This window comes from Sinorhizobium medicae (genome assembly GCF_007827695.1).
GTDB classification, from domain to species: domain Bacteria; phylum Pseudomonadota; class Alphaproteobacteria; order Rhizobiales; family Rhizobiaceae; genus Sinorhizobium; species Sinorhizobium medicae.
Genome location: NZ_VITA01000001.1, coordinates 290,138 through 310,199, shown reverse-complemented (window position 1 = coordinate 310,199; position 20,062 = coordinate 290,138). Strand labels below are relative to the sequence as shown.

General features: G+C 61.3%; 17 protein-coding genes. 9 read left to right on the top strand and 8 right to left on the bottom strand.

Going from position 1 to position 20,062, the window contains the following annotated elements:
* Positions 1-87: 87 nt before the first annotated feature.
* The 4 genes from FB009_RS01650 to FB009_RS01635 all read right to left on the bottom strand — a co-directional run bounded on the left by FB009_RS01650 (position 88) and on the right by FB009_RS01635 (position 3,751).
* A complete protein-coding gene (locus FB009_RS01650; protein WP_011969895.1) occupies positions 88-1,017 on the bottom strand; it encodes a sugar ABC transporter substrate-binding protein in 930 nt (309 codons plus the stop codon).
* 236 nt (positions 1,018-1,253) lie between these two features.
* Positions 1,254-2,069: a TIM barrel protein gene (locus tag FB009_RS01645; RefSeq protein ID WP_011969896.1), complete on the bottom strand. Its 816-nt coding sequence runs from the start codon at positions 2,067-2,069 to the stop codon at positions 1,254-1,256.
* A 190-nt stretch (positions 2,070-2,259) separates the two neighbouring features.
* On the bottom strand, positions 2,260-3,147 hold the full coding sequence (locus tag FB009_RS01640) for an NAD(P)-dependent oxidoreductase (RefSeq protein ID WP_011969897.1): 888 nt from the start codon (positions 3,145-3,147) through the stop codon (positions 2,260-2,262).
* Between the two features lie 46 nt (positions 3,148-3,193).
* Positions 3,194-3,751 (bottom strand): DNA-3-methyladenine glycosylase, encoded by a 558-nt coding sequence (locus FB009_RS01635; RefSeq protein WP_011969898.1) that lies wholly within the window; start codon positions 3,749-3,751, stop codon positions 3,194-3,196.
* 210 nt (positions 3,752-3,961) lie between these two features.
* Here FB009_RS01635 and FB009_RS01630 point away from each other — a divergent pair, with 210 nt between their 5' ends.
* Both FB009_RS01630 and FB009_RS01625 read left to right on the top strand, forming a co-directional pair.
* The gene (locus tag FB009_RS01630; RefSeq protein WP_011969899.1) at positions 3,962-4,513 is read left to right on the top strand and encodes a methylated-DNA--[protein]-cysteine S-methyltransferase; all 552 of its coding nucleotides are present in this window, start codon (positions 3,962-3,964) and stop codon (positions 4,511-4,513) included.
* A gap of 1 nt (position 4,514) precedes the next feature.
* The gene (locus FB009_RS01625) at positions 4,515-5,780 is read left to right on the top strand and encodes an adenylate/guanylate cyclase domain-containing protein (RefSeq protein ID WP_011969900.1); all 1,266 of its coding nucleotides are present in this window, start codon (positions 4,515-4,517) and stop codon (positions 5,778-5,780) included.
* Positions 5,781-5,961: 181 nt separating this feature from the next.
* On the opposite strand, the gene FB009_RS01620 is transcribed toward FB009_RS01625, so the two are convergent.
* The 3 genes from FB009_RS01620 to glgA form a co-directional block, all read right to left on the bottom strand.
* Positions 5,962-6,738, bottom strand: a complete 777-nt coding sequence (locus FB009_RS01620) for an ABC transporter substrate-binding protein (protein WP_024311166.1) — start codon at positions 6,736-6,738, stop codon at positions 5,962-5,964.
* 136 nt (positions 6,739-6,874) lie between these two features.
* Positions 6,875-7,786: a DMT family transporter gene (locus FB009_RS01615; RefSeq protein ID WP_024311167.1), complete on the bottom strand. Its 912-nt coding sequence runs from the start codon at positions 7,784-7,786 to the stop codon at positions 6,875-6,877.
* A 163-nt stretch (positions 7,787-7,949) separates the two neighbouring features.
* Positions 7,950-9,410 (bottom strand): glycogen synthase GlgA, encoded by a 1,461-nt coding sequence (glgA, locus tag FB009_RS01610; protein ID WP_018209989.1) that lies wholly within the window; start codon positions 9,408-9,410, stop codon positions 7,950-7,952.
* A 560-nt stretch (positions 9,411-9,970) separates the two neighbouring features.
* Between glgA and FB009_RS01605 the strand changes: the two genes are divergently transcribed.
* The 3 genes from FB009_RS01605 (at position 9,971) to FB009_RS01595 (ending at position 14,074) form a co-directional block, all read left to right on the top strand.
* Positions 9,971-10,432, top strand: a complete 462-nt coding sequence (locus FB009_RS01605; RefSeq protein WP_011969904.1) for a YbhB/YbcL family Raf kinase inhibitor-like protein — start codon at positions 9,971-9,973, stop codon at positions 10,430-10,432.
* 186 nt (positions 10,433-10,618) lie between these two features.
* On the top strand, positions 10,619-13,702 hold the full coding sequence (locus FB009_RS01600) for a CheR family methyltransferase (RefSeq protein WP_018209988.1): 3,084 nt from the start codon (positions 10,619-10,621) through the stop codon (positions 13,700-13,702).
* Between the two features lie 9 nt (positions 13,703-13,711).
* Positions 13,712-14,074, top strand: coding sequence for a response regulator (locus tag FB009_RS01595; protein ID WP_018010460.1), 363 nt, complete (start codon positions 13,712-13,714; stop codon positions 14,072-14,074).
* A 28-nt stretch (positions 14,075-14,102) separates the two neighbouring features.
* On the opposite strand, the gene FB009_RS01590 is transcribed toward FB009_RS01595, so the two are convergent.
* Positions 14,103-15,698, bottom strand: coding sequence for a winged helix-turn-helix domain-containing tetratricopeptide repeat protein (locus FB009_RS01590; RefSeq protein ID WP_011969907.1), 1,596 nt, complete (start codon positions 15,696-15,698; stop codon positions 14,103-14,105).
* A 324-nt stretch (positions 15,699-16,022) separates the two neighbouring features.
* Here FB009_RS01590 and FB009_RS01585 point away from each other — a divergent pair, with 324 nt between their 5' ends.
* The 4 genes from FB009_RS01585 to FB009_RS01570 all read left to right on the top strand — a co-directional run bounded on the left by FB009_RS01585 (position 16,023) and on the right by FB009_RS01570 (position 20,021).
* Positions 16,023-16,775, top strand: a complete 753-nt coding sequence (locus FB009_RS01585) for an SDR family oxidoreductase (protein WP_011969908.1) — start codon at positions 16,023-16,025, stop codon at positions 16,773-16,775.
* 78 nt (positions 16,776-16,853) lie between these two features.
* Entirely contained in the window at positions 16,854-17,267 is a 414-nt protein-coding gene (locus tag FB009_RS01580) for a cupin domain-containing protein (protein ID WP_011969909.1), read from the top strand.
* Between the two features lie 85 nt (positions 17,268-17,352).
* The gene (locus tag FB009_RS01575) at positions 17,353-18,450 is read left to right on the top strand and encodes an HlyD family secretion protein (RefSeq protein ID WP_011969910.1); all 1,098 of its coding nucleotides are present in this window, start codon (positions 17,353-17,355) and stop codon (positions 18,448-18,450) included.
* Positions 18,447-20,021, top strand: coding sequence for an MFS transporter (locus FB009_RS01570; RefSeq protein ID WP_011969911.1), 1,575 nt, complete (start codon positions 18,447-18,449; stop codon positions 20,019-20,021). The genes FB009_RS01575 and FB009_RS01570 overlap by 4 nt, the downstream gene beginning before the upstream one ends.
* The last annotated feature ends 41 nt before the right edge of the window (positions 20,022-20,062 follow it).

Sequence of the window (20,062 nt, the reverse complement as noted above, 5' to 3'; positions counted from 1 at the left end):
GGGCATCGAGGGAGCGCGGCAACGCCACGCCCCACGATTTTCACTGAAGCCCGGGGCGCGGATTCACCGCGCCCCGGGCATCGAAAATCAGTTCTTCGCCTGATACTGCTCCAGGTTTTCCTTCGTGACGAGCTCGAAAGGAATGTAGACCTTCTTCTCGACAGGCTCGCCCTTGGCGAGCTTCAGAGCGGCATCGACCGAACCCTTGCCCTGCCCAGCGGCATTCTGGAAAACCGTCACGTCAAGGTCGCCGGCGGCCATGGCTGCGAGCGCGTCCTGCGTTGCGTCAATGCCGCCGATCACGACGGAGTCCATAGAGCGTCCGGCCGCCTTCAACGCCTGAATGGCGCCGATCGCCATCTCGTCGTTGTTGGAGATCACGGCGTCGAATTCGAGGCCGGCGGAGAGCCAGTTCGTCATGAGATCCGCCCCTTGCGTGCGCGACCAGTTCGCGGTCTGCTCCTCGACAATCTCGATGCCCTTGCATTCGTCGGTTGCGACGACATCGTGAATGTCCTTGGTGCGCATGCGCGCGGCCTGGTTGGAGAGCTCGCCCATCATGACCACGGCTTTGCCCTTGCCGCCCAGCATCTTACAGATTTCCTTGGTCTGCAGCGTGCCGGATTCCTGTTCATTCGACGCAACGAAAGCCTGCTTTTCCGGAAGCGTGTCCACGTTCACCGGCTCACGGTTGACGTAGACGAGCGGAATGCCCGCGTCGGCCGCGATCTTCGACATGACGGTCGTCGCGTCTGTGTCGACCGGATTGACGATGATGGCGTCGACACCGGCGGCAATGAAATTCTGGATCTGACTCTGCTGCTTGGAGACGTCGTTCTGAGCGTCTTCGACCTGCAGCTCGACGCCGTCAAGGGTTTTGGCATAGTCCTGCATGCCGCTGCGCAGCACGGTCAGAAAGTTGTCATCGAAGAGCGCCATCGACACCCCGATTGTCTCTGCATGCGCTGCCGTCGACATCAGCACGGCCAAGGCGGTGCCCGCGAAAAATTTCTTCATTTTCTTCTCCTCCACTTGGTGCCGGCGACACCTTCTTCAGCCGGAAACGTGATCGTCTCGCGATCGCGTCCAAACCTGGAATGGAAGCGGCACTCCCGTTGCGCGCTTCCGTCAAAACGGAACAAACAAACCGATGTTTCTATATTACGGAATATGTATTCCATTTTATCTTGATCCCGTCAAGAGTGCCCGGGTCTTCACGGCCGGTTTTCCGCTCTTTCGATCGAAGGTGGCGATCAGCTCCGCACCCGGAGGTAGTTCATGCTCTCGCGAAGGGCGTTTGCCGGGTCGGCGAGTTCATGCACGGATGGAGCGAAGGGCTCGAAAGAGAGGGGGCCGGCATAGCCTTCTGCCCGCAATCGGCGAATCTGACCTTCGTTGTCGAGCCTGTCTCCCGTGCCGATGAGAACGCGATCCGGGTCGCGCATATCCGCGACCGCGAGATTGCCGTCGGCAACGCCGGAAATATGAACGAGACCTGTCATATCGGCTAAAAACCGATCTTCTCCTGACAGGTGATGGTGAAACGTATCATGCACCAGCCGGAAGGTTCCATCACCGGAAATTTCCCGGATCGCATCGGCCGCTTCCGCCTTCGAACGGAGCGAACAGACCTCGAACCCGAGCGGCTCCACGAGTCCGGCTATGGCGGCAGTGTCGAGCATCGGCTTCAGCGCGCTCAGCGCTTGCCGCAGATTTGCCTGCCGGACGCGGTCTTCCTTGCCGCTGCCGTCATTGACGGGCACGAGCACCAGAGCTTTTGCGCCGCAATTGCGCGCGTAAGAGATGAGTTCGTGCGCCTCGTCTGCCCGTGTCTCGTTCCATTCGTTGAACCGCTGCAAGGCGTTGATCGAGATGATCGTTAATCCATATTTCTCCGCAAGGGCTTTCACCTGCTGCGAGTTCGTCCCATCAAGAATGGCGTTGCCGGCAATGTCGTTGCGGATTTCGACCATTGAGATGCCGAGCGACGCGGCCAGCGCGAAGAACGCGTCGAGGGGCAGGGCCGGAGCGGCCATATGGTTGAGGGCGAAGGGGAGGGCGGCAGTCATGACGGTGTCTCCTCGGGGACGGCGCTGAAACGCGGAACGTTTGTTCCATTTTCACTTCGCACACATTGGCTATTCCGCGAGATCCAGTCAAAGCCGCAGATCGGCGGCAATGTTGCATTCCTGCAAGATTACATTTCAAGCCTGATGGAATTCTGTCATGCCGGCCCGACAAGCGGCCCTCGCCGCCCCTTCACTCCAGACCGTTCGACTTCGCGATGAAATCCGACAGCATCGGCACGTAGTCCTCGCCGCGGCCTGCGCCGACGGCCTGGGCAAAGGAATTCCGGACGGCCGCCCCGATCGGATTGGCAATGCCGGCCGCATTCGCATAGCCGGCGAGATAGCTCATGTCCTTGAAGGCGTTGCGGATCGCGAACTTGTGGGCGTTCGGGTCGCGTTCCAGAACCCAGCGGAAGAAGGTCTGGTAGAAGGGGCAATCCATCCGGCCTCCGCGGATGACGCTGTCGAAAACCTCGGGCGTGAGCCCTGCCTTGCGCCCGAGCATGAGCGCTTCGGAATAAAGAGCAGCGTAGCCCATCGAGACAAAGTTGTTGAGCAGCTTCATGGTGTGACCGGAGCCAGTCGGCCCGGTGTGGATGATGCGGCCCGCAAAGCATTCGAGTACGGGCCAGATGCGCTGGACGTCGTTTTCGGCACCGCCGACCATCACGTCGAGCGTGCCCGCGGCCGCATCTGCCGGGGTCCGGCTAAGCGGCGCATCGATGAGCGTGAGGCCGCTTTCGGCGACATCGGCCGCCAGCTTCGTCGTGACGGAAGGGTCGGATGTCGAGCAGTCGATAATGGTCACCGGCCTGCCGGCGCTGGCGATGCCGTCGGGACCTCCCATGACGGAGAGAACTTCCGGCGAGCCGGTGACGCAAAGGACGATGATGTCACAGTGTTCCGCCATCTCACGCGGTGACTTCGCCTCTTTGGCGCCTTCGGCGACAAGCGCCTCGACCGGCGCGCGGTTGCGATGCGCCATAACGAAAAGCGGCCAGCCCTTTTTCAGAATATTGGCCGCCATGCCCTGGCCCATCAGGCCGAGTCCGATGAAGCCTATGTTCGATCTCGTCATTGGTCTGCTCCTCTGGATCACGATGATTTATGAAAAACGGCTCCTGTCAGAATTTCCGGCTCACGAAGGGCGAGCGCGCCAATCCGAAGCGCCAGGGGTGCTCCACGGCCTTGGTGATGCCGACCCGCGGGCCGGTGACAACAGGCGGCTTCGTGGCGGGCAGGGTGAGGCGGAATGGATCCCGCCCGAGCGGCAAGCCATCCTGCTCCCTGTTGATCGCCAGCGCCTGGCCGACACGCCCCGGACCGGAACACAAAAGCCTGTCTTCACGAACGCCCCTTCTCGCCCGCATCGTCTCGATGCCCCATTTCGGTTCGATCGCACGGATCAATACCGCGCTTCCTGGCAGGCAGACGAAGTTCAGGCACCAGTGCAGACCGTAGGAGAGGTAGATATAGGCATGCGCCGGCGGACCAAACATCGCACGATTGCGCGCCGTGGTACCGGCGAAACTGTGCGAGGCCGCGTCGTCGGGGAGATAGGCTTCCGTTTCGACGATGACGCCGCCGACACCGGAGACAGTGAAATCGGACCCGATGAGATCGGCCGCCACTTCCACGGCGCTGCGCGCAAAAAATTCGACATCCGAGTTCAAGCGATACACCGGTCTGATGAGATATCGTCTCAGTCTATTCAAGAGATCCGGCGAGCGCCACGCGGGAATGAGAGAAGTAAGACCGTCTTTTTTGCCATCCCCTACGGAAAGCGGGTTGAATTCAAGCCCCGGGCGCACGATTCTCCATGAAGGAACTCGAAGCGCTGCAGCGATCCGGCGTGCCGCATAGGGCATACGGCGCTGGAGGAGAGCGAAACCATGCACCACTATCATATCTTCGAAACCGCGAGCGGTTGCTGCGGTATCGCCTGGAGCGATGCCGGCATCATCCGTTTCCAGTTGCCGACGCGAAGCGCGGAGTCCACCGAGCGGTTGCTCCTGCGGCGATTGCAGGGCGGAGTGCCGCATGAGCCGCCGCCGCGGGTCGCCGAAGCAATCGTCGCGGTGAAGGCCTATTTCGAGGGCAGAAAGACGGATTTCTCCGGCTTCGAACTCGATCTCGAGGGGCAGGACGCCTTCTTCAGGCGTGTCTACCGGGCCGCTCGAAAAATTCCGTGGGGCAGCACGACCACCTACGGCGCGCTTGCGAAGGAGCTCGGCGCAGGACCGGAGGTTGCCCGGGATGTCGGGCAGGCGATGGCAAAAAATCCAGTGGCGCTGATCATCCCGTGCCATAGGGTGCTCGCGGCCGGCGGCAAGATCGGCGGCTTCTCGGCGCCGGGCGGCTCATCCACCAAGCTCAGAATGCTCGAAATGGAAGGCGTCGCTGTCGCCCCACCCGAGCCTGCGCAGCAATCTCTGGGGTTTTGACATGACGATCACGAAGCCGGGCGAGGCGGATATCGCATTGCAGTCTCCAACAGAGCCACCCTCGAACTTGCCCGACGGCAGCGAGGGGATATGGCCGGCGCGGCGGCGCCGGATCATCGACTGGCTCGTCATCGAGACGCGGGGCGAACGCTTCATCGACAACATCTTCGTGGAGCTGTGCAACAGGCTGGTGGAGGCGGGAGTTCCGGTTGCCCGTGCCACCCTCCATTTCAGGATTCACCACCCGCAATGGCTCGGTGCTCGGATACTGTGGCGAAAGGGACTGTCGGAGGCAGAGCTCGATACCTACGCCTATGGCGTCGAAGATTCGATCGAATATCTGAACAGTCCATTGCGCGAATTCAACGAGGGGGCGGAGGAAGTGCGGGGGCATCTCGACGATCCGCCAGCCTCTGGTAAGGCATACCCGCTCTACGACGAACTGCGCGCAGAAGGATTGACCGATTACCTCATCTGGCCGCTTTACCATACGCTCGGCAAACGCCACGCGATCACCTTTGCGAGCGACCGACCAGGCGGCTTCGGGCCCGATGACCTGATCTTTTTGAAGGATATTCTGCCTGCCCTGGCGCTCGTCAGCGAAATCCGCCTGAAGAACCGCTTCGCCCGCACGCTCCTCGAAACCTATGTCGGGCCGCATGCAAGCGAGCAGATCCTTGCCGGAGCGACCACGCGCGGCAGCGGGGTGACGGTCGGCGCCGCAATTTTGATCTGCGATCTGCGCGATTTCACAAAACTGTCGGACCTCTGGCCGCGGGACGACGTCATCGAGCTTCTGAACGGATATTTCGACGCTATGTCGGAACCGATAGAGCGGCACGGCGGAGAGATACTGAAATTCATGGGCGACGGGCTGCTGGCGATCTTCCCGCTCAGCAACCCCTGTGCCTGCAGTCAGCTTCTCGGAGCCATCGATGAGGCGCAGGCCGCTCTTGCCGTTCTCAACGAGGAGAATCTGCGCAAGGGCCACGATCCGCTCGGCTACGGTATAGGCGTTCATGTCGGCGATGTGATGTACGGCAATATCGGTTCGCGCAGGCGGCTCGATTTCACGGTGATCGGACCGGCCGTTAACATCGCCTCGCGCCTCGAAACCCTCACAAAGGAGTTGAAGCGTCCGGTCCTGCTGTCGAAAGCCTTCGTCGAGAAGGCGGGCTGTGCAGGACAGCTGGAAAATCTGGGCTCATATGTCTTGCGGGGACTTGATGAGCCGGTCGACGTTTTTGCTTTTTCGGGCAGACGATAGGTCACGATGTTTAGGTCGGCTCGACCTGAAACATGAACGTGATCGATTCCAAAGAGTTTGAGACGCAGGATGCGGGCGGAAAACCGCGCACACCTTTCCTCATCCCGCTGGGTACGTCATCGGCTTGCCAGTCTCCTTCTTCCCGCGTGCGGAGCGAATGAGACTGGCGGAGACCGTACGTTCACTTCATCGTATAAACATCGATGGTGAAATACTTGTCGTTGATCTTCTTGTACGTTCCGTCGGCGCGGATCTGGTCAAGCGCTTTGTTCAGCTTCTCTCGCAGTTCGTTATCCTCCTGACGGACAGCAATGCCAACGCCGTCGCCAACGAACTTCTTGTCGGTGATCGGCTCTCCGATAAGCTCGCAGCAACCCTTGCCGTCGTCGTTCTTGGTAACCCAATCGAGTAGCGGCAGCATGTCGCCCACCTGCAGGTCGAGCCGCCCGTTGACCATATCGAGATTGGCTTCGTCCTGAGTAGGGTAGAGTTTGATCTCGGCATCGGGATAGACGGCAGCGATGTAATCGGCCTGAGTCGTGCCTGACTGAGCTCCGATCACCTTGCCCTTGAGCGCTTCGTTGCTGAAGTCTGTGATGCCGGCGCCCTTCGGCGCCGCATGCGTCATCGCTGCGAGGTAGTAGGGATCGGTGAAAGCCACCTGCTTCTTACGGTCCTCGGTGATGAACATCGACGCGATGATCATGTCGTATTTGCTGGCAAGCAGGCCGGGGATGATCCCGTCCCAATCCTGAGCGACCACCTCGCATTCGATCTTCATGCGCTCGCAAAGCGCGAGGCCGATCTCCACGTCGAAGCCGCCGATCTTGCCGGTGGAATCGACGAAGTTGAAGGGTGGATAGGCACCCTCGGTTCCGATCCTCAGTTTCTCCGCAGCCGTTGCGGAGGAGGTCAGTGCACAAGCGGCGAGCGCAAGCGCCAGAATAAGGCTTCGCATGTTCATTCCCCTCAATTGGCGCCATTGACCGGCGCTTCCGGGGAAACTCTAAAGCAGATTTCCTATAAGCGAAATCGATAGGCGCGATAACGGATATTCTTTGCGTTAATCCTACGGCCAGCGAAGGATGGAGAACTCAGCCTTTCAGCCGCCCCTGCCTCTTCAGCTGCTGTTCGCGGAAAAAGATGAAGAGGCCCGAGGCGACGATAAGGCCGGCGCCGAGTACCATCGAAAGCCGCGGCGTATCGCCGAAGATCAGCCATCCGAAGAAGATTGCCCAGAAAAGGAGCGTGTATTGCAGCGGGGCTACCGTCGCGGCGTCGGCGAGCTTCAGCGCCCGGTTGACAAGCACGTGGGCGACCATTGCGACGACGCCAAGGAGACAGAGCAGCGCCGTGTCGAGCGGCTTGAGGGGTGTCCAGTCGAAGGGCGCCCATACGAGGCCGGCCACCGCGGCGCCGGCAATCTGCCAAAAGGCGAGGGTCGTATCAGGAGTGCCGCGCAGCGACCGCCCGGAAATCATCATGAAGGCGAAGGCCATGCTGCCAAGGATCGAAATGACGGCCGGCAGTGTGAAAGCCTGCGACGACGGTTCGAGTGCGACGACGACGCCGACGAAGCCTATGGCGATCGCTGTCCAGCGCCGCCAGCCGACCGGTTCCTTGAGGACCAGCGGCGAAATGGCCGCGACATAGATCGGCGCAGCCAGCCAATAGGTCATGACATCTGCGAGCGGCAGGTAGACGACGGCGAAATAGAAGGCGATCACTTCCGCGGTCGAGGCGACCACGCGGGCAAGCTGAAGGCCGGGCCGCTCCAGGGTGAAGAGCTTTTTCGGGCCGCTCACCCATAGAAACGGCGCGAGCAGGAGGACCGCTGCGATGCTGCGGATCAGCACCACCTGACCGACCGAGTAGGTGGCTACCAGCCACTTTCCCATGACGTCGTTTACCGAAAACATGAGCATGCCAAGGAGCATGACGATCACGCCGGCGCGGGCGGTTCCATTTTCATGCGAAAGGTTGCCGGGGACACTGTCGACGGCCATCGGTTCGATTCCTTCAAAGCGGGACCGCGTCTCCGCGGGAACGTTCTCGGCCAGCCATTCGCATATTCGGGCAGAGCAATCCATGCCGCACTGCTTATCAATTCATCACCTTTGCGAATGATAGCGATCTGGAATGCGAGGGCTGAGCGACGGGTCACCTGCGTCAGGCGCTGCGGACCAGACGCATGTCGGGGTTGAGGAGCTCGCTGTAAAGCTCTGCATAGCGGGCGGCACTGCGGTGCCAGGAGCAATCGGTTTTCATGCCTTGCCGGCGCAGCCCCTCCCAGACGCGTCGCAGTCGGTAGAGCCTCAGGGCGCGGCGCAGTGCGAGGCGCAGACCTTGCTTGTCTATGGGCGTAAACTGAATGCCGGTTGCGACATGGGCGTGAAGCGCGGCATCGTTCGCATCGATGATTGTTTCTGACAATCCGCCCGTGCGAGCGACGATGGGCACGCAGCCGTAGCGCAGCGCATAGAGTTGCGTGAGGCCGCAGGGCTCGAAGCGGGACGGAACGAGCATGGCATCGGCACCGGCATGAATTCTGTGGGCGAGGCGCTCGTCATAACCGATGCTGACCCCAACGTTCTGCGGATACCGTCGCATGAGATCCATGAACGCGGCCTCCAGCGCCTCGTCGCCCTGTCCATGGACGATCAGGGTGCCGCCATTCCTGACGATCTCGTCCGCGGTTGCCGCGAGAAGGTCCATGCCCTTCTGCCATGTCAATCGGTTGACGCTGGCGAAGACCGGTCCGCACGTGTTCGGCAGCCCGAAGTGCCGGAGCAGCACCTGCCGGTTGGGTAGGCGGCGCAGCGGTACGCGCGTCGAATAGTGATGCTCGATGTAGGGATCCGAGGATGGATCCCAGACCTCCAGGTCTATCCCGTTGACGATGCCGACGACGTCGACATGCCGCTCGTTCATCACGCCCTCGAGGCCCATGCCGAAAGCCGGCGACATGACTTCCCGTGCATAAGTAGGGCTGACCACGGTGATCGCATCCGCGGCCTGCAGTCCGCCCTTAAGGAAACCGATGTCGCCGTAATATTCGACGCCATCGATAGAATAGGCTTCGGCCGGAAGCCCCAGCTCGGGGAAGTAGTAGGCCGGGAATTGCCCCTGGAACGCAAGGTTGTGCACGGTGAGGACACGGGGAACGGAGTCGTCGCCGGCGTACTTCAAATAGAGGAGGCTCATTGCGGCATGCCAGTCATGCGCGTGGATCACATCGGGGCGCCAGTTCGTTACGAGGCCGCGTGCAATTTGCGATCCGACCAGGGAAAAGGCGGCGAAGCGTTTCCAGTTGTCCGCATATTCCCGGCCGTGCGTGTCGGTGTAGAGAGGTCCTTGCCTGTTGTAGAAACCAGGAGCATCGAGCACGAACAGATCGAGTCCCTGCGCTCGCCCGGCGAGGAGGGTGGCGCGTTCGCCGAACAGGTTGTCGAACTCGGTGATCGCAGACGCCTCGCTGAGCGCACGAACCACGCCGGGATAGCCGGGAACGAAGCTGCGCGTATGGATACCGTGAGCCTGGAGCGCCTTGGGAAGCGATCCAGCTACATCTGCAAGGCCGCCAGTCTTTGCGAGTGGAAAAATTTCGGCCGTCACAGACAGTATTTGCATCGCTCATGTTCCGGAGAGAGTGCGTCGGGTGCGACCGGCCCCATTCACCGCCGATGCGCCTTCATCAACACGGTCACGAGCCTCAAAGTTCCGGCCGCGGAATGAAATTTGTCTGAAGACAAGCGCCGCGTGCGCGGCGGGATTTGCTCCTGTGCCGTGCGCTCGCCGCACGGATACATCCGTTCTGCGCCAACGCATCCAAGCGCATCCGCGCCGGTCGGAACGTTCCCGAAAGCCTGGAGTTTCCTTACCGGAGGGCAAGGAACAGGTCATCGAAGCCAACGGTGTTCCATTGCGGCACTCCATGCTGGTTCTTCTTGTCTGCCTCGCTTCGGCGAGGCCTCTTTCGCAACACCGCTTCGGCCGCCCTCGGGAACACATGCGGCGACCTTTGGTTCTGCTATTTGGGAGAGGGCACACAATTATCGCAGGGAAAGTTAGCGGCGGCTTTCCCCCCCGAAATAGCGGCGAGACAAAGTTAAAGGGTTTCCCGCGATTTGGAGATAAGCGACATTCTCGAAGAGCGCCGCTCACTTGCTTGTACATGGAAGGAGCAACTGATGACCTTCAGTCTGATCAGTCCCGTATTCGCCGACGGCCAGCCTATACCGCAGAAATACACTCGTTTTGGCGAAAACCTTTTCCCGCCGTTGAAATGGACGGGTACGCCGGACGGAACGCAGAGCTTCGCATTGATTATCGAGGATCCGGATGCGGTAAGCGGGCTGTTTCGCCATTGCGGGATCATCAACATTCCAGGCCATTGGACCGAACTTCCAAAAGCCGTCGATACCGGGCCTGAACGCGGGATCAAGTTCATCAAGAACGATTTCGGAAATGCCCGTTACGATGGGCCGCAGCCGCCCGTCGGAACGGGCGTCCACCGGTATCGCTTCAGGCTTGCCGCGCTCGATATCGCCAATCTCTCGATTCCGGAAGATGTGGGTGCCGCGGAGGCGTGGGAGAGAGCCTGCAAGCACCTCATCGGCGAAGCGGAGATTGTCGGCACCTATGGAAGCTAGATTGGCATAGGACTAGATTGGCATAGGATAAGTGCGTGCGCGGCCGATGACATCTCGACACCATGAAAATAGCTGACGTGACGGGGCTGTATCTTCGACGCCCAAATGGCACAGTATTGGGCTCCGCCCGTGAACGGGATCAAACTTCAGTGTCATTCGTTGATATTGTGGGAATTGAGGCGTCGGATGACATACGAAGATAACAGATTCCCGATTGTTGGCATCGGCGCGTCGGCCGGTGGTATTCCTGCAATGCAGGGGTTCTTCAAGGGTCTTCCGGTCAATCCCAACATGGCCTTCGTGATCGTGACGCATCTCAGCCCCGAGCATGAGAGCCAACTTCACGAGGTGGTCGCGCGCTACACAGACTTGCCGGTGTTGGTGGCGGAGGATGGGATGGCGGCCCAGCCAAATCATGTCTATGTCATGCCGCAGAATGCCATCCTCTCGATCGCAGGCGGGCACTTGCGTCTGCGCAAGCCCGACGCCGCCACGCGGGAGCGCAAGCCGATCGATATCTTTCTGAGCACGCTGGCGGAAGATCAGGGCGAGCAGGCGGTCGGTATCATTCTTTCCGGCGGCGACAGCGATGGAACGCTGGGGGCGAAGGCGATCAAGGAGCATGGAGGGCTGACACTCGCGCAGGCGAGCGACGGGTCAGGTCCGCGTAACCCGGACATGCCGCAAAGCGCAATCTCCAGCGGCGTGATCGACCTGGCGGTTACAGCCGAAGAGATGGGCGAGAAGCTTATCGCCTATGCCAACGGTTTCATGGCTGCCCAAGACGTTGCGACAGAGGAGACGCCCGACGCCCGGGAAGCTCGCTCGGAGATCTATGGACTTCTCCGCAGGCATTCGGGACATGATTTCTCAGGGTATAAATCAAAAACGTTTCTACGCCGCGTAAGAAGACGCATGCAGATTCTTCAGGTTCGAGCGCTGCCGGATTACTTGAAGCTGCTCAGGCGCGACCCCTCAGAGGTGACGAACCTCTTCCGCGACCTATTGATCAACGTCACCAATTTCTTCCGCGACCAGGATGCGTTCAAGGCACTTGAGCAACTGGTGATACCGCGCCTGTTCGAAGGCCGAAAAGCGGGCGAGCCCGTGCGTGTATGGGTTCCAGGCTGCGCGACGGGGGAAGAAGTCTATTCCCTTGGCATCCTCATGCGCGAACGCATGGAGAAGCTGGCGGACATGCCGCGGGTTCAGATTTTCGCCACAGACATTGATGAATCCGCTCTCGGTGTCGCCCGGGCCGGCCGTTACCCTGAAGCGCTGCTGCAAGGCCTGTCACCTGAGCGCATAGCAAGACACTTCAATTGCGACGGCGCCAGCTTCGTGATCAGCAGTGATGTGCGCGAGCTCTGCATCTTCTCCCCGCATAGCGTTACGCGCGATCCGCCGTTCTCGCGCATGGATCTGGTATCCTGCCGCAATCTGCTGATCTATCTGGATCAAGAGACGCAGAAACGCGTCATCTCCACATTCCATTATGCGCTGAAGCCGGGTGGCTATCTTTTTCTCGGGACGTCCGAGAGTATCGGTCAGCACGGGGAGCATTTCTCGACCATTGACAAGAAGAATCGCATTTTCCAGGCGCGGGGGCATGATGCAGTGCCCCGTGTTCCAGCCCTCGTTGGTCCTCCCAAAACGGTGAACACTGCCGATGGCCGTATCCACGGTCTCAGGATCGGCACCTATCCGCTGCGGCAGGTGGTCGAAGCGCATGTTCTCGAGCGCTTTGCCCCCGCGCATGTCGTCGTCAACGCCGACGGCGAGGCGGTCTACTACTCCGCTCGCACCGGAAAATACCTCGAAGTTCCCCAGGGCGCCCCGAGCCGGCAGATTCTTACGACTGCAAGACGGGGCCTGCGGCTCGACTTGCGGGCGGCGCTGCGCGAGGCCGCCTCGGCACGAAAAGTTGTGGTACGCGAAAATGCTCTGCTGGAAGACGACGACGATCGGGTGCAACGGGTTAATCTAACCGTCGAGCCATTGGCGGACGGCGCCGGTGGCGAGCCTCTTTATCTGGTCGTGTTCGATCCCATCGGGCCTCTACAAAGCCGGGCGGAGGCCGAGCATTCCGGATATGACGCGGATACGGCGGCTATCCTGGAGAGTGAGCTTCGCGAGACGCGCGAGCGACTGCAATCCACCATCGAAGAATACGAGACGGCTCTTGAAGAGCTCAAGTCCTCTCACGAAGAGCTTGTTTCCGTCAACGAGGAGGCGCAGTCAACCAATGAGGAGCTGGAAGCCTCCAAGGAGGAAATGCAGTCGCTCAACGAGGAACTGAGCACGATCAATGCGGAACTGACCGCAAAGGTCGAGGAACTGGACCGTGCGAACAGCGACCTGAAGAACCTGTTCGAGAGCATGCAGATCGCAACGGTGTTTCTCGACCGCAACCTCGTTATCCGCAATTTCACACCGGCTGCCTCTTCGTTCTTCAACATCCGGCCGTCCGACGTGGGGCGGCCCCTTACCGAGCTTTCAAGCAAGCTCGACTATCCGGAACTCAAGGAACAGATCGCTTCGGTCTTCAAGACCGGAGAAGCCGTGGAACACCATCTTGCCCGCGATCAGAACGGAAAGCACTTTCTTGTACGCCTGATCCCCTATCGCGACGACGCAGCACGCGTCGATGGTGTCGTGGTCACGCTTGTCGATGTGACGAAGATGGCCGAGGCCGAGGCGCACCAGCAGATGCTGGTCTCGGAACTCAATCACCGGGTCAAGAACATGCTTGCAGTGGTGATCAGCATCGCCAATCATAGCATGCAGACCGCCCGGTCACCGAACGAGTTCAATCAGGCGCTGATCGGCCGTCTGCAGGCGATGGGGCGGGCTTATGGACTGTTGACCGAGACGCACTGGACCGCTGCTCCCGTCGATCACCTCATCAGGCAGGAAATCGAAGCCTTCGGCACAGGTCGCTTCGAAGTGAACGGGCCTGACATCCACCTCGAACCTCAACAGGGGCTTTCTATAGGCATGGTCATACACGAACTGGCGACCAATGCGTCTAAATACGGAGCCCTGAGCAAATCCGAGGGGAAGGTACTGGTTGGCTGGCAATCGGCGAATGGCGTCTTCCGACTCACCTGGCAGGAAAGTGACGGTCCGCCGGTGAGTGAACCGGAGCGGGAGGGCTTCGGCCTGTCTCTGCTCAAAGGAGAAATAGGCTACAGGCTCGATGGCGAGGTGGAAACGTTCTTCCGTCCGGAAGGTCTGTTCGTGCGCATAGCTTTTCCGTTCGAAAGGTAGGTGAGCTAAATGGAAGTGCGCGCTCGCATCCTCATTGTGGAAGATGAATGGCTCATAGCGGAAGATCACGCGGCGAGCCTCCGCGAAGCAGGTTATGTGGTGGTTGGCCCCGTCCCATCGGTGAAGCAGGCGCTTCAGGCGATGGAAAATCAGGAAATCGATCTTGCCCTTCTCGATATTCAGCTTTGGAAGGAAACGAGCCTGCCGCTGGCGGAACATCTGAAAGCCAAAGGTGTGCCCTTCGCGTTCCTCAGCGGCTACTCCGACCAGAAGCTGCCGCCGGACCTGAGTGATCGGGAGGTCATTCCAAAACCGGTCGATGCGGCCTTTCTTGCCGAGGCCGTCGCCCGTCTCTGCAAGCATACGGGCTGAGACAAGAGCGGGATATCGATCGCGAAGATCACTCCGGCATCCCGGCAAGCCGCAATCCGTCTGCGAACCGCGCGAAATCTTCTTGGCGCTGGATCGGCAGCCAGTCCCGGAGATTGGATACACGCAAGGAGGGATCGAGCGCGCGCAGGCGCCGCATCGCCAGACGTGCCTCCTCATTGCGCCCCGCCAGCGCATGGCTCGCAGCCACCAGCGCGACCGCAACCAGCAGGCTGGGAAGGTTCCCCAGCGCTCTTTCTGCCCAGGCGGAGGCGAGATCGAAGCGGCCGGCGAAGAAATGCGCGAGCGCGGTTCCGGCCTGCATCCGGAACATTTCCTGGTCCAGCGGGCTTAGGCGGGCGGCGCGCTCGATATGTTCGATCGCGCTCTCCGGTTCGCCTCGGAAAACGCGCAGGAAGCCGCCAAGAAACCATGCCGGAGCGAGGTTCGGGTTCAGCAGCCGTGCCCTGTCGATAAGCGCAATTCCGCCGTCCAGGTCGCCGACGAGATGGCCGAGTGCGTGCCCGCTCCTCGTCAGCGCCACGGCATCATCACGACCGAGTTCCACTGCCAGCCGCGCCAGGCGCGCGCCCTCGGCTATCTCTTGAGCACGGTGGATCATCCAGCCGTTCAACTTGCGCCAGAAATAGCACCAGGCCGCCCCGGCATAGGCGGACGCAAAATCGGGATCGAGCTCGATCGCCTTGTAGAACAAGGGCAGCGCTGCTTCGATTGCTTCGCGGGTTCCGTTATGCAGGTGTGCCATGCCGCGCAAGTAATAGTCGTAGGCGTCCAGGCTCCCGGTCGGCTTCCGCTTGGCACGCTCGATTTCCGCCCGCTCGAGCTGCGGTGCGATCGCGCCGACGACGCTCTCGGCAACTCTGTCCTGCAATTCGAAAATATCGTCGAGCGTGCCCTCGAAGCGCTCCGCCCACAGATGCGTTCCGGCCGTTGCGTCGATGAGCTGTCCGGTGATGCGCACTCTGTTCCCGGCCTTGCGGACGCTGCCTTCCAGTACGTAGCGAACGCCGAGCTCCTGGCCGACTTCCTTCAAGTCCACCTCGCGCCCTTTGTAGGTGAAGCTGGAATTGCGCGCGATGACGAACAGCCAGCGGATGCGCGAGAGGGCGGTGATGATATCCTCCACCACCCCATCGGCAAAATAATCCTGATCCGCATCGCCGCTGAGGTTCTGGAATGGCAGGACGGTGATGGAGGGTTTGTCCGGAAGGGCGAGCGCGGGCGGCGGCTCCTTCGATCCTAAGGATGTATGCCCGGCGCTGCCTGGCCCGCCGGGCTGCCGCGCTTCTGCGCTGTCGGCGATCCTGATGTCGCCGACGAAACGGAAGCCCTTGCGGGCGACCGTCCGGACCAGGCGCTGTTCTCCGCCGGTGTCGCCGATTGCTTTACGCACCGCGTTGATGTGGCTTGTGATCGTTGATTCCGAGACGATCCGCCCGCCCCACACCGCCTGCAGCAACTCGTCCTTGCTGACGACGCGGTCGCGCGTGCCGACCAGATGGAGCAACAGGTCGAAGACCTGCGGTCCGACGGACACGACCTGCCCACGTAGGGTCAGTTCCCGGCGCTCCCGGTCAAGTACATAGTCTGCAAACATGAATTGCACGGTGGTATCCCTCGGCCGGTCGGCCCCGCCCGCGCGGGCAGCCGGCGAATAGATCTGACATTTATAATACGGCAGCCCGAAATTGGCTGTACCGCTTAAACTATTTCCTATCCGGGCGATCTCACGACCCACTCACCGCTGCACGGTCTCATGTTTCATTCACTACAGCACGATATGTCGACCGAACAACCGGCCCTTGGACGAAAAACCAAGCTTCCTTGAAGAGTAATTCAAGCGCGTCACAGGGACTTCCCTGAGGTGTGCCGGCACTCTGCCTACAGATCGACGGCAATGGTTGCGGTTGATAAGAAGCGGAGAGACAGTATGAAGATCGTCGTCATCGGAGGCACCGGCCTCATCGGATCGAAGCTTGTAGGCAACCTTCGCGAGCGCGGCCATGACGTGCTTGCAGCCGCCCCCAATACAGGCGTGAACACCATCACTCGCGAGGGATTGGCGGAAGCGCTGAACGGCGCGGATGTCGTCGTCGATGTTGCCAACGCGCCGGTATGGGAGGATAAGGCCGTCCTCGACTTCTTCGAAACCTCGGGCCGGAACCTGCTGGCGGCGGAAGCTGCCGCCGGCGTCCGCCATCACATAGCCCTGTCGATCGTCGGTAGCGAGCGGCTTCCAGACAACGGCTATTTCCGCGCGAAGGTCGCGCAGGAAAACCTCATAAAGGCATCCGGTATCCCATACACCATCCTGCGTGCCACGCAGTTCTTCGAATTTGTCGGCGGCATCGCGCAATCGGCCACCGCCGGCCAGGAGATTCGCCTGTCGCCTGCGCTGATCCAGCCGATCGCCTCAGACGACGTGGCGGAAGCGCTCGCCGATGTCGCGGTCGCACTGCCGGTCAACGGCACGATCGAAATCGCCGGTCCCGAGGCGATACCGCTCGATGAACTGGTCAGACGCTTCCTGCGGGCGACCGAGGACCAGCGCAAGGTCCTGCCCGATGTCCATGCGCGCTACTTCGGCGCCGTTCTCGACGATCAATCGCTGACCCCCGGGGATAACCCGCGCATCGGTGCGATCCGGTTCGAGGATTGGCTCGGCCGGCAAGCCGCCGGCTGAGGCTCGCAGGAAGCATCGAAACAGGCCGGCCCGGCACAGGCCGCGCCCGCGCCACAAGCACTCTCAAGGAGAACTGAAATGTACAGTCGATTCCTCTCGGCCGTTGCTCTTGCAGCGCTCTCGTTCACTACAGCTTCGGCCGGCGACAGGCCCGCCGGCAAGGTTACGGTCGTCTTCGACCACGTCCTTCCGAACGTGCCCGGCAAGAGCATGAGGGGCGTTCTTGTCGAATACGAACCGGGCGGCGGGTCACCCGCCCACACGCACCCCAAGTCCGCCTTCATCTATGCCACTGTGCTCGAGGGCGCGATCCGCAGCAGCGTCAACGGCTCGCCGGAAAAGGTCTATCAGGTCGGCGAAAACTTCTACGAGGATCCAGGCTCCCGACATGAAGTAAGCGTGAACGCCAGCGACACGGAACCCGCGCGGCTGCTGGCCGTGTTCGTCCTCGACACCGAGGAAAAGGAACTGACCACGCCCATCAAGGAGTGAACGGTTAGGAGGTTATCAACGCTGCAGCCCTTTCGCAGCCCCTGCGGCAGGGCTGCGGCAACCGGCACCAACGGGATTTGAAAAGATGGACTCGCTCGAGGACAAGATCGCCATCATCACCGACGCAAGTTCAGCGAATGGTGTCGCCACGTCGCGATCCGTCAGGAGAAAGATGATTGGCCTGGTGCTGTGCCTCGGGTCGGTCGTCGTCGTGGCAACCGGATGGTCGTGGACCTGCGAGAACGGTGCGATGTCGACCGACAATGCCTATGTCCGCGGCGACGTCACCGCGCTTGCCCCAAAGGTCGCGGGCTATGTCACGGCGGTGGGGGTCGAGGACAACCAAGCAGTCCGGGCAGGCGACATCCTGTTCCGCATCGACGATCGCGACTACCGCGCAAGGCTGGCGCAGGCCGTGGCCAATGTCGAAGCCGCGCAGGCGCGGCTGACCAATGTCGATGCGGAGAAGGAGCTTCAGCATGCCCTGATCCGCCAGGCCGAAGCGCAGCGACGTTCGGCCATTGCGGAGCTGAATCTCGCGAGCAAGGCATATGATCGCCGCCGCGAACTCATCCGGAGCAACACCGTAAGCCAGGCGCATGTCGACGAAAGCGATGCTGCCAGGTCGAGAGCCGAGGCGAACGTGTTGGCGGCTTCCGCCACGGTAGAGGCTCAGCAGCAGCGCATTGCCGTGCTCGCGGCGCAGCGGGAAGCCGCCGTCGCTGCGGTGGCGCAGGCACAGGCCGCGCGCGCCCTCGCCGAAATCGATTTAGAGAGCACCGTGGTGCGCGCGCCCGTCGGCGGCGTCATAGGCAACCGCCAGGTCCGCGTCGGCCGGCTTGTTGCGTCGGGCGCTCCGCTGCTGGATGTCGTTCCCCTCGACAATGTCTGGATCGTCGCGAACTTCAAGGAAACTCAGCTCGAACACCTCCGGCCCGGTCAGCGCGCCAGCATCACCATCGACGGTTATCCGAACGCGGTGCTCGAAGGCGTGGTCGACAGTTTTGCGCCAGGCAGCGGCACTGCCTTCAGCCTGCTGCCCGCAGACAACGCAACGGGCAACTTCGTTCGCGTCGTCCAGCGCGTGCCCGTGAAGATCCGGTTTGCCGGCAGTCCGCTGCCCGGCCGCCTCGTGCCCGGCCTGTCGGCGCGGGTCGAGATCGATCTGGAGAGCGGTTCATGACCATCGCCAGTGCCACACCGAGCCGCGAGATATCCATGGCAGGAGGCCTTCTCGTCGCCGGTATCGTGCTTGCGACGCTGACCGAGGCGATCGCCAGTACGGTCCTTTCGCTCGGGCGCGGCGATATCATTGGCGACACCTATGCAACGCCCGACGAGTTCGCCTGGCTGGATGTCGGTTACACCACTTTCAAGCTTATGGGGTTCATGGCGGCTTCCTGGCTGATGAGCCGTTTCGATCCGCGCAACGTGATCGTCAGCTCGACCCTCGCCATGGGCATGGCGTGCGGCATTGCCGCCATGACGGCTCGATTGGACCTTCTCGTCGCGCTTCGAATGATACAGGGCTTTTCCGGCGGCATCCTGCTGGTCGGCGGGCAGGCGGTCATCTTTCTGGCTTTTGCGCGATCGCGCCAGCCGATCCTTCAGGCCCTCTTCGCGATGGGGTCCGTCGTCGCACCTGCGACGATCGCTCCTGCCCTTCAGGGGTGGTTGCTCGATAGCCGGTCATGGACATGGATCTTCTTCAGCGTCGTTCCGTTGGCGCTGGCGGCTGCCGGGCTTCTGCTGATCGCGGACCGGCCGATGCCTGCACGAAACGTGCCGCGGCCATTTGACTGGATCGGTTTCTCCCTGATCTCCATTGCGCTGTCCTGCTTTACCTACGTCTTTAGCCAGGGCAGCCGGTGGGACTGGTTCGAGGAACCGCGTATCCTGTGGCTGTCCGTGATCGGCACGGCTGCGATTCTGGCTTTTTTCGGCCAGCAGATGCTCGCCAAGGGCCAGGGCCTGTTCGACTTCACGCTGTTCGGAACCGAGGATTTCTGCTTCGCCTTCATCGTCAGTTTCGTTGCCGGCGCCGCATTGTTCGGGAGTGCGTTCCTGATCCCGTCCTTTGCCGTGTCCGTGCTTGCGTTCACGCCGACAGACGCCGGGCAACTCCTGCTGCCGAGCGGCGCGCTCTTCATCGGCGCGCTTCTCATCGCCGCCTTTCTCATGCAGGCCCGCCGTGTTCCCCCCGTCGCCACCGTGCCTTTCGGCATTCTGATGATCATGGGGGCGATGTGGATGCTTTCCGGATCGACCATCCAAAGCGGCGCGGACGACATGATGGCAGCAATTCTTTTGCGCGGTGCCGGGCTCGGCTTCCTGTTCCTGTCGATCACCCTGATCGCCTTCAGCGATCTCAAAAGCCGGAATCTCGCCGCCGGTATCGGTCTCTTCAATACGGGCCGCCAGCTTGGCGGGCTCGTAGGGGTCGCCGCACTCCAGACACTGATCGATCACAACGTCGCGCATAATCTTGCGGTCCTTGGCGCCAACGTCACCGCAGGAGCCCCCTCGGTCGCCGAGCGACTGGCAACGAGTGCTGCCATGTTGACGGCGAAAGGGATGGACGCGGCTGCCGCGAGCCGCGGGGCGGCAAGCCTTCTCGGCCGGGCCGCGGCAGGTCAGTCCACCGTCATTGCCTTCGACACCGCATTCAACGCGGTGGCGCTTCTCTTCGTCATTGCCGCTCCCCTGCTGGTCGGGGTCAAGATAGGCCTCTCGCGATTGCGAAAGCACGTGTAGCGGATGGCGGCGTCGGCACGGCGGCCGATCCGTTGCGTCAT

Coding starts and splice junctions, on each gene's coding strand:
- FB009_RS01600 (WP_018209988.1), top strand. CDS start 10,619: ATGACATACGAAGATAACAGATTCCCGATTGTTGGCATCGGCGCGTCG.
- glgA (WP_018209989.1), bottom strand. CDS start 9,410: ATGCAAATACTGTCTGTGACGGCCGAAATTTTTCCACTCGCAAAGACT.
- FB009_RS01570 (WP_011969911.1), top strand. CDS start 18,447: ATGACCATCGCCAGTGCCACACCGAGCCGCGAGATATCCATGGCAGGA.
- FB009_RS01625 (WP_011969900.1), top strand. CDS start 4,515: ATGACGATCACGAAGCCGGGCGAGGCGGATATCGCATTGCAGTCTCCA.
- FB009_RS01615 (WP_024311167.1), bottom strand. CDS start 7,786: ATGGCCGTCGACAGTGTCCCCGGCAACCTTTCGCATGAAAATGGAACC.
- FB009_RS01580 (WP_011969909.1), top strand. CDS start 16,854: ATGTACAGTCGATTCCTCTCGGCCGTTGCTCTTGCAGCGCTCTCGTTC.
- FB009_RS01630 (WP_011969899.1), top strand. CDS start 3,962: ATGCACCACTATCATATCTTCGAAACCGCGAGCGGTTGCTGCGGTATC.
- FB009_RS01585 (WP_011969908.1), top strand. CDS start 16,023: ATGAAGATCGTCGTCATCGGAGGCACCGGCCTCATCGGATCGAAGCTT.
- FB009_RS01650 (WP_011969895.1), bottom strand. CDS start 1,017: ATGAAGAAATTTTTCGCGGGCACCGCCTTGGCCGTGCTGATGTCGACG.
- FB009_RS01605 (WP_011969904.1), top strand. CDS start 9,971: ATGACCTTCAGTCTGATCAGTCCCGTATTCGCCGACGGCCAGCCTATA.
- FB009_RS01620 (WP_024311166.1), bottom strand. CDS start 6,738: ATGCGAAGCCTTATTCTGGCGCTTGCGCTCGCCGCTTGTGCACTGACC.
- FB009_RS01595 (WP_018010460.1), top strand. CDS start 13,712: ATGGAAGTGCGCGCTCGCATCCTCATTGTGGAAGATGAATGGCTCATA.
- FB009_RS01575 (WP_011969910.1), top strand. CDS start 17,353: ATGGACTCGCTCGAGGACAAGATCGCCATCATCACCGACGCAAGTTCA.
- FB009_RS01640 (WP_011969897.1), bottom strand. CDS start 3,147: ATGACGAGATCGAACATAGGCTTCATCGGACTCGGCCTGATGGGCCAG.
- FB009_RS01645 (WP_011969896.1), bottom strand. CDS start 2,069: ATGACTGCCGCCCTCCCCTTCGCCCTCAACCATATGGCCGCTCCGGCC.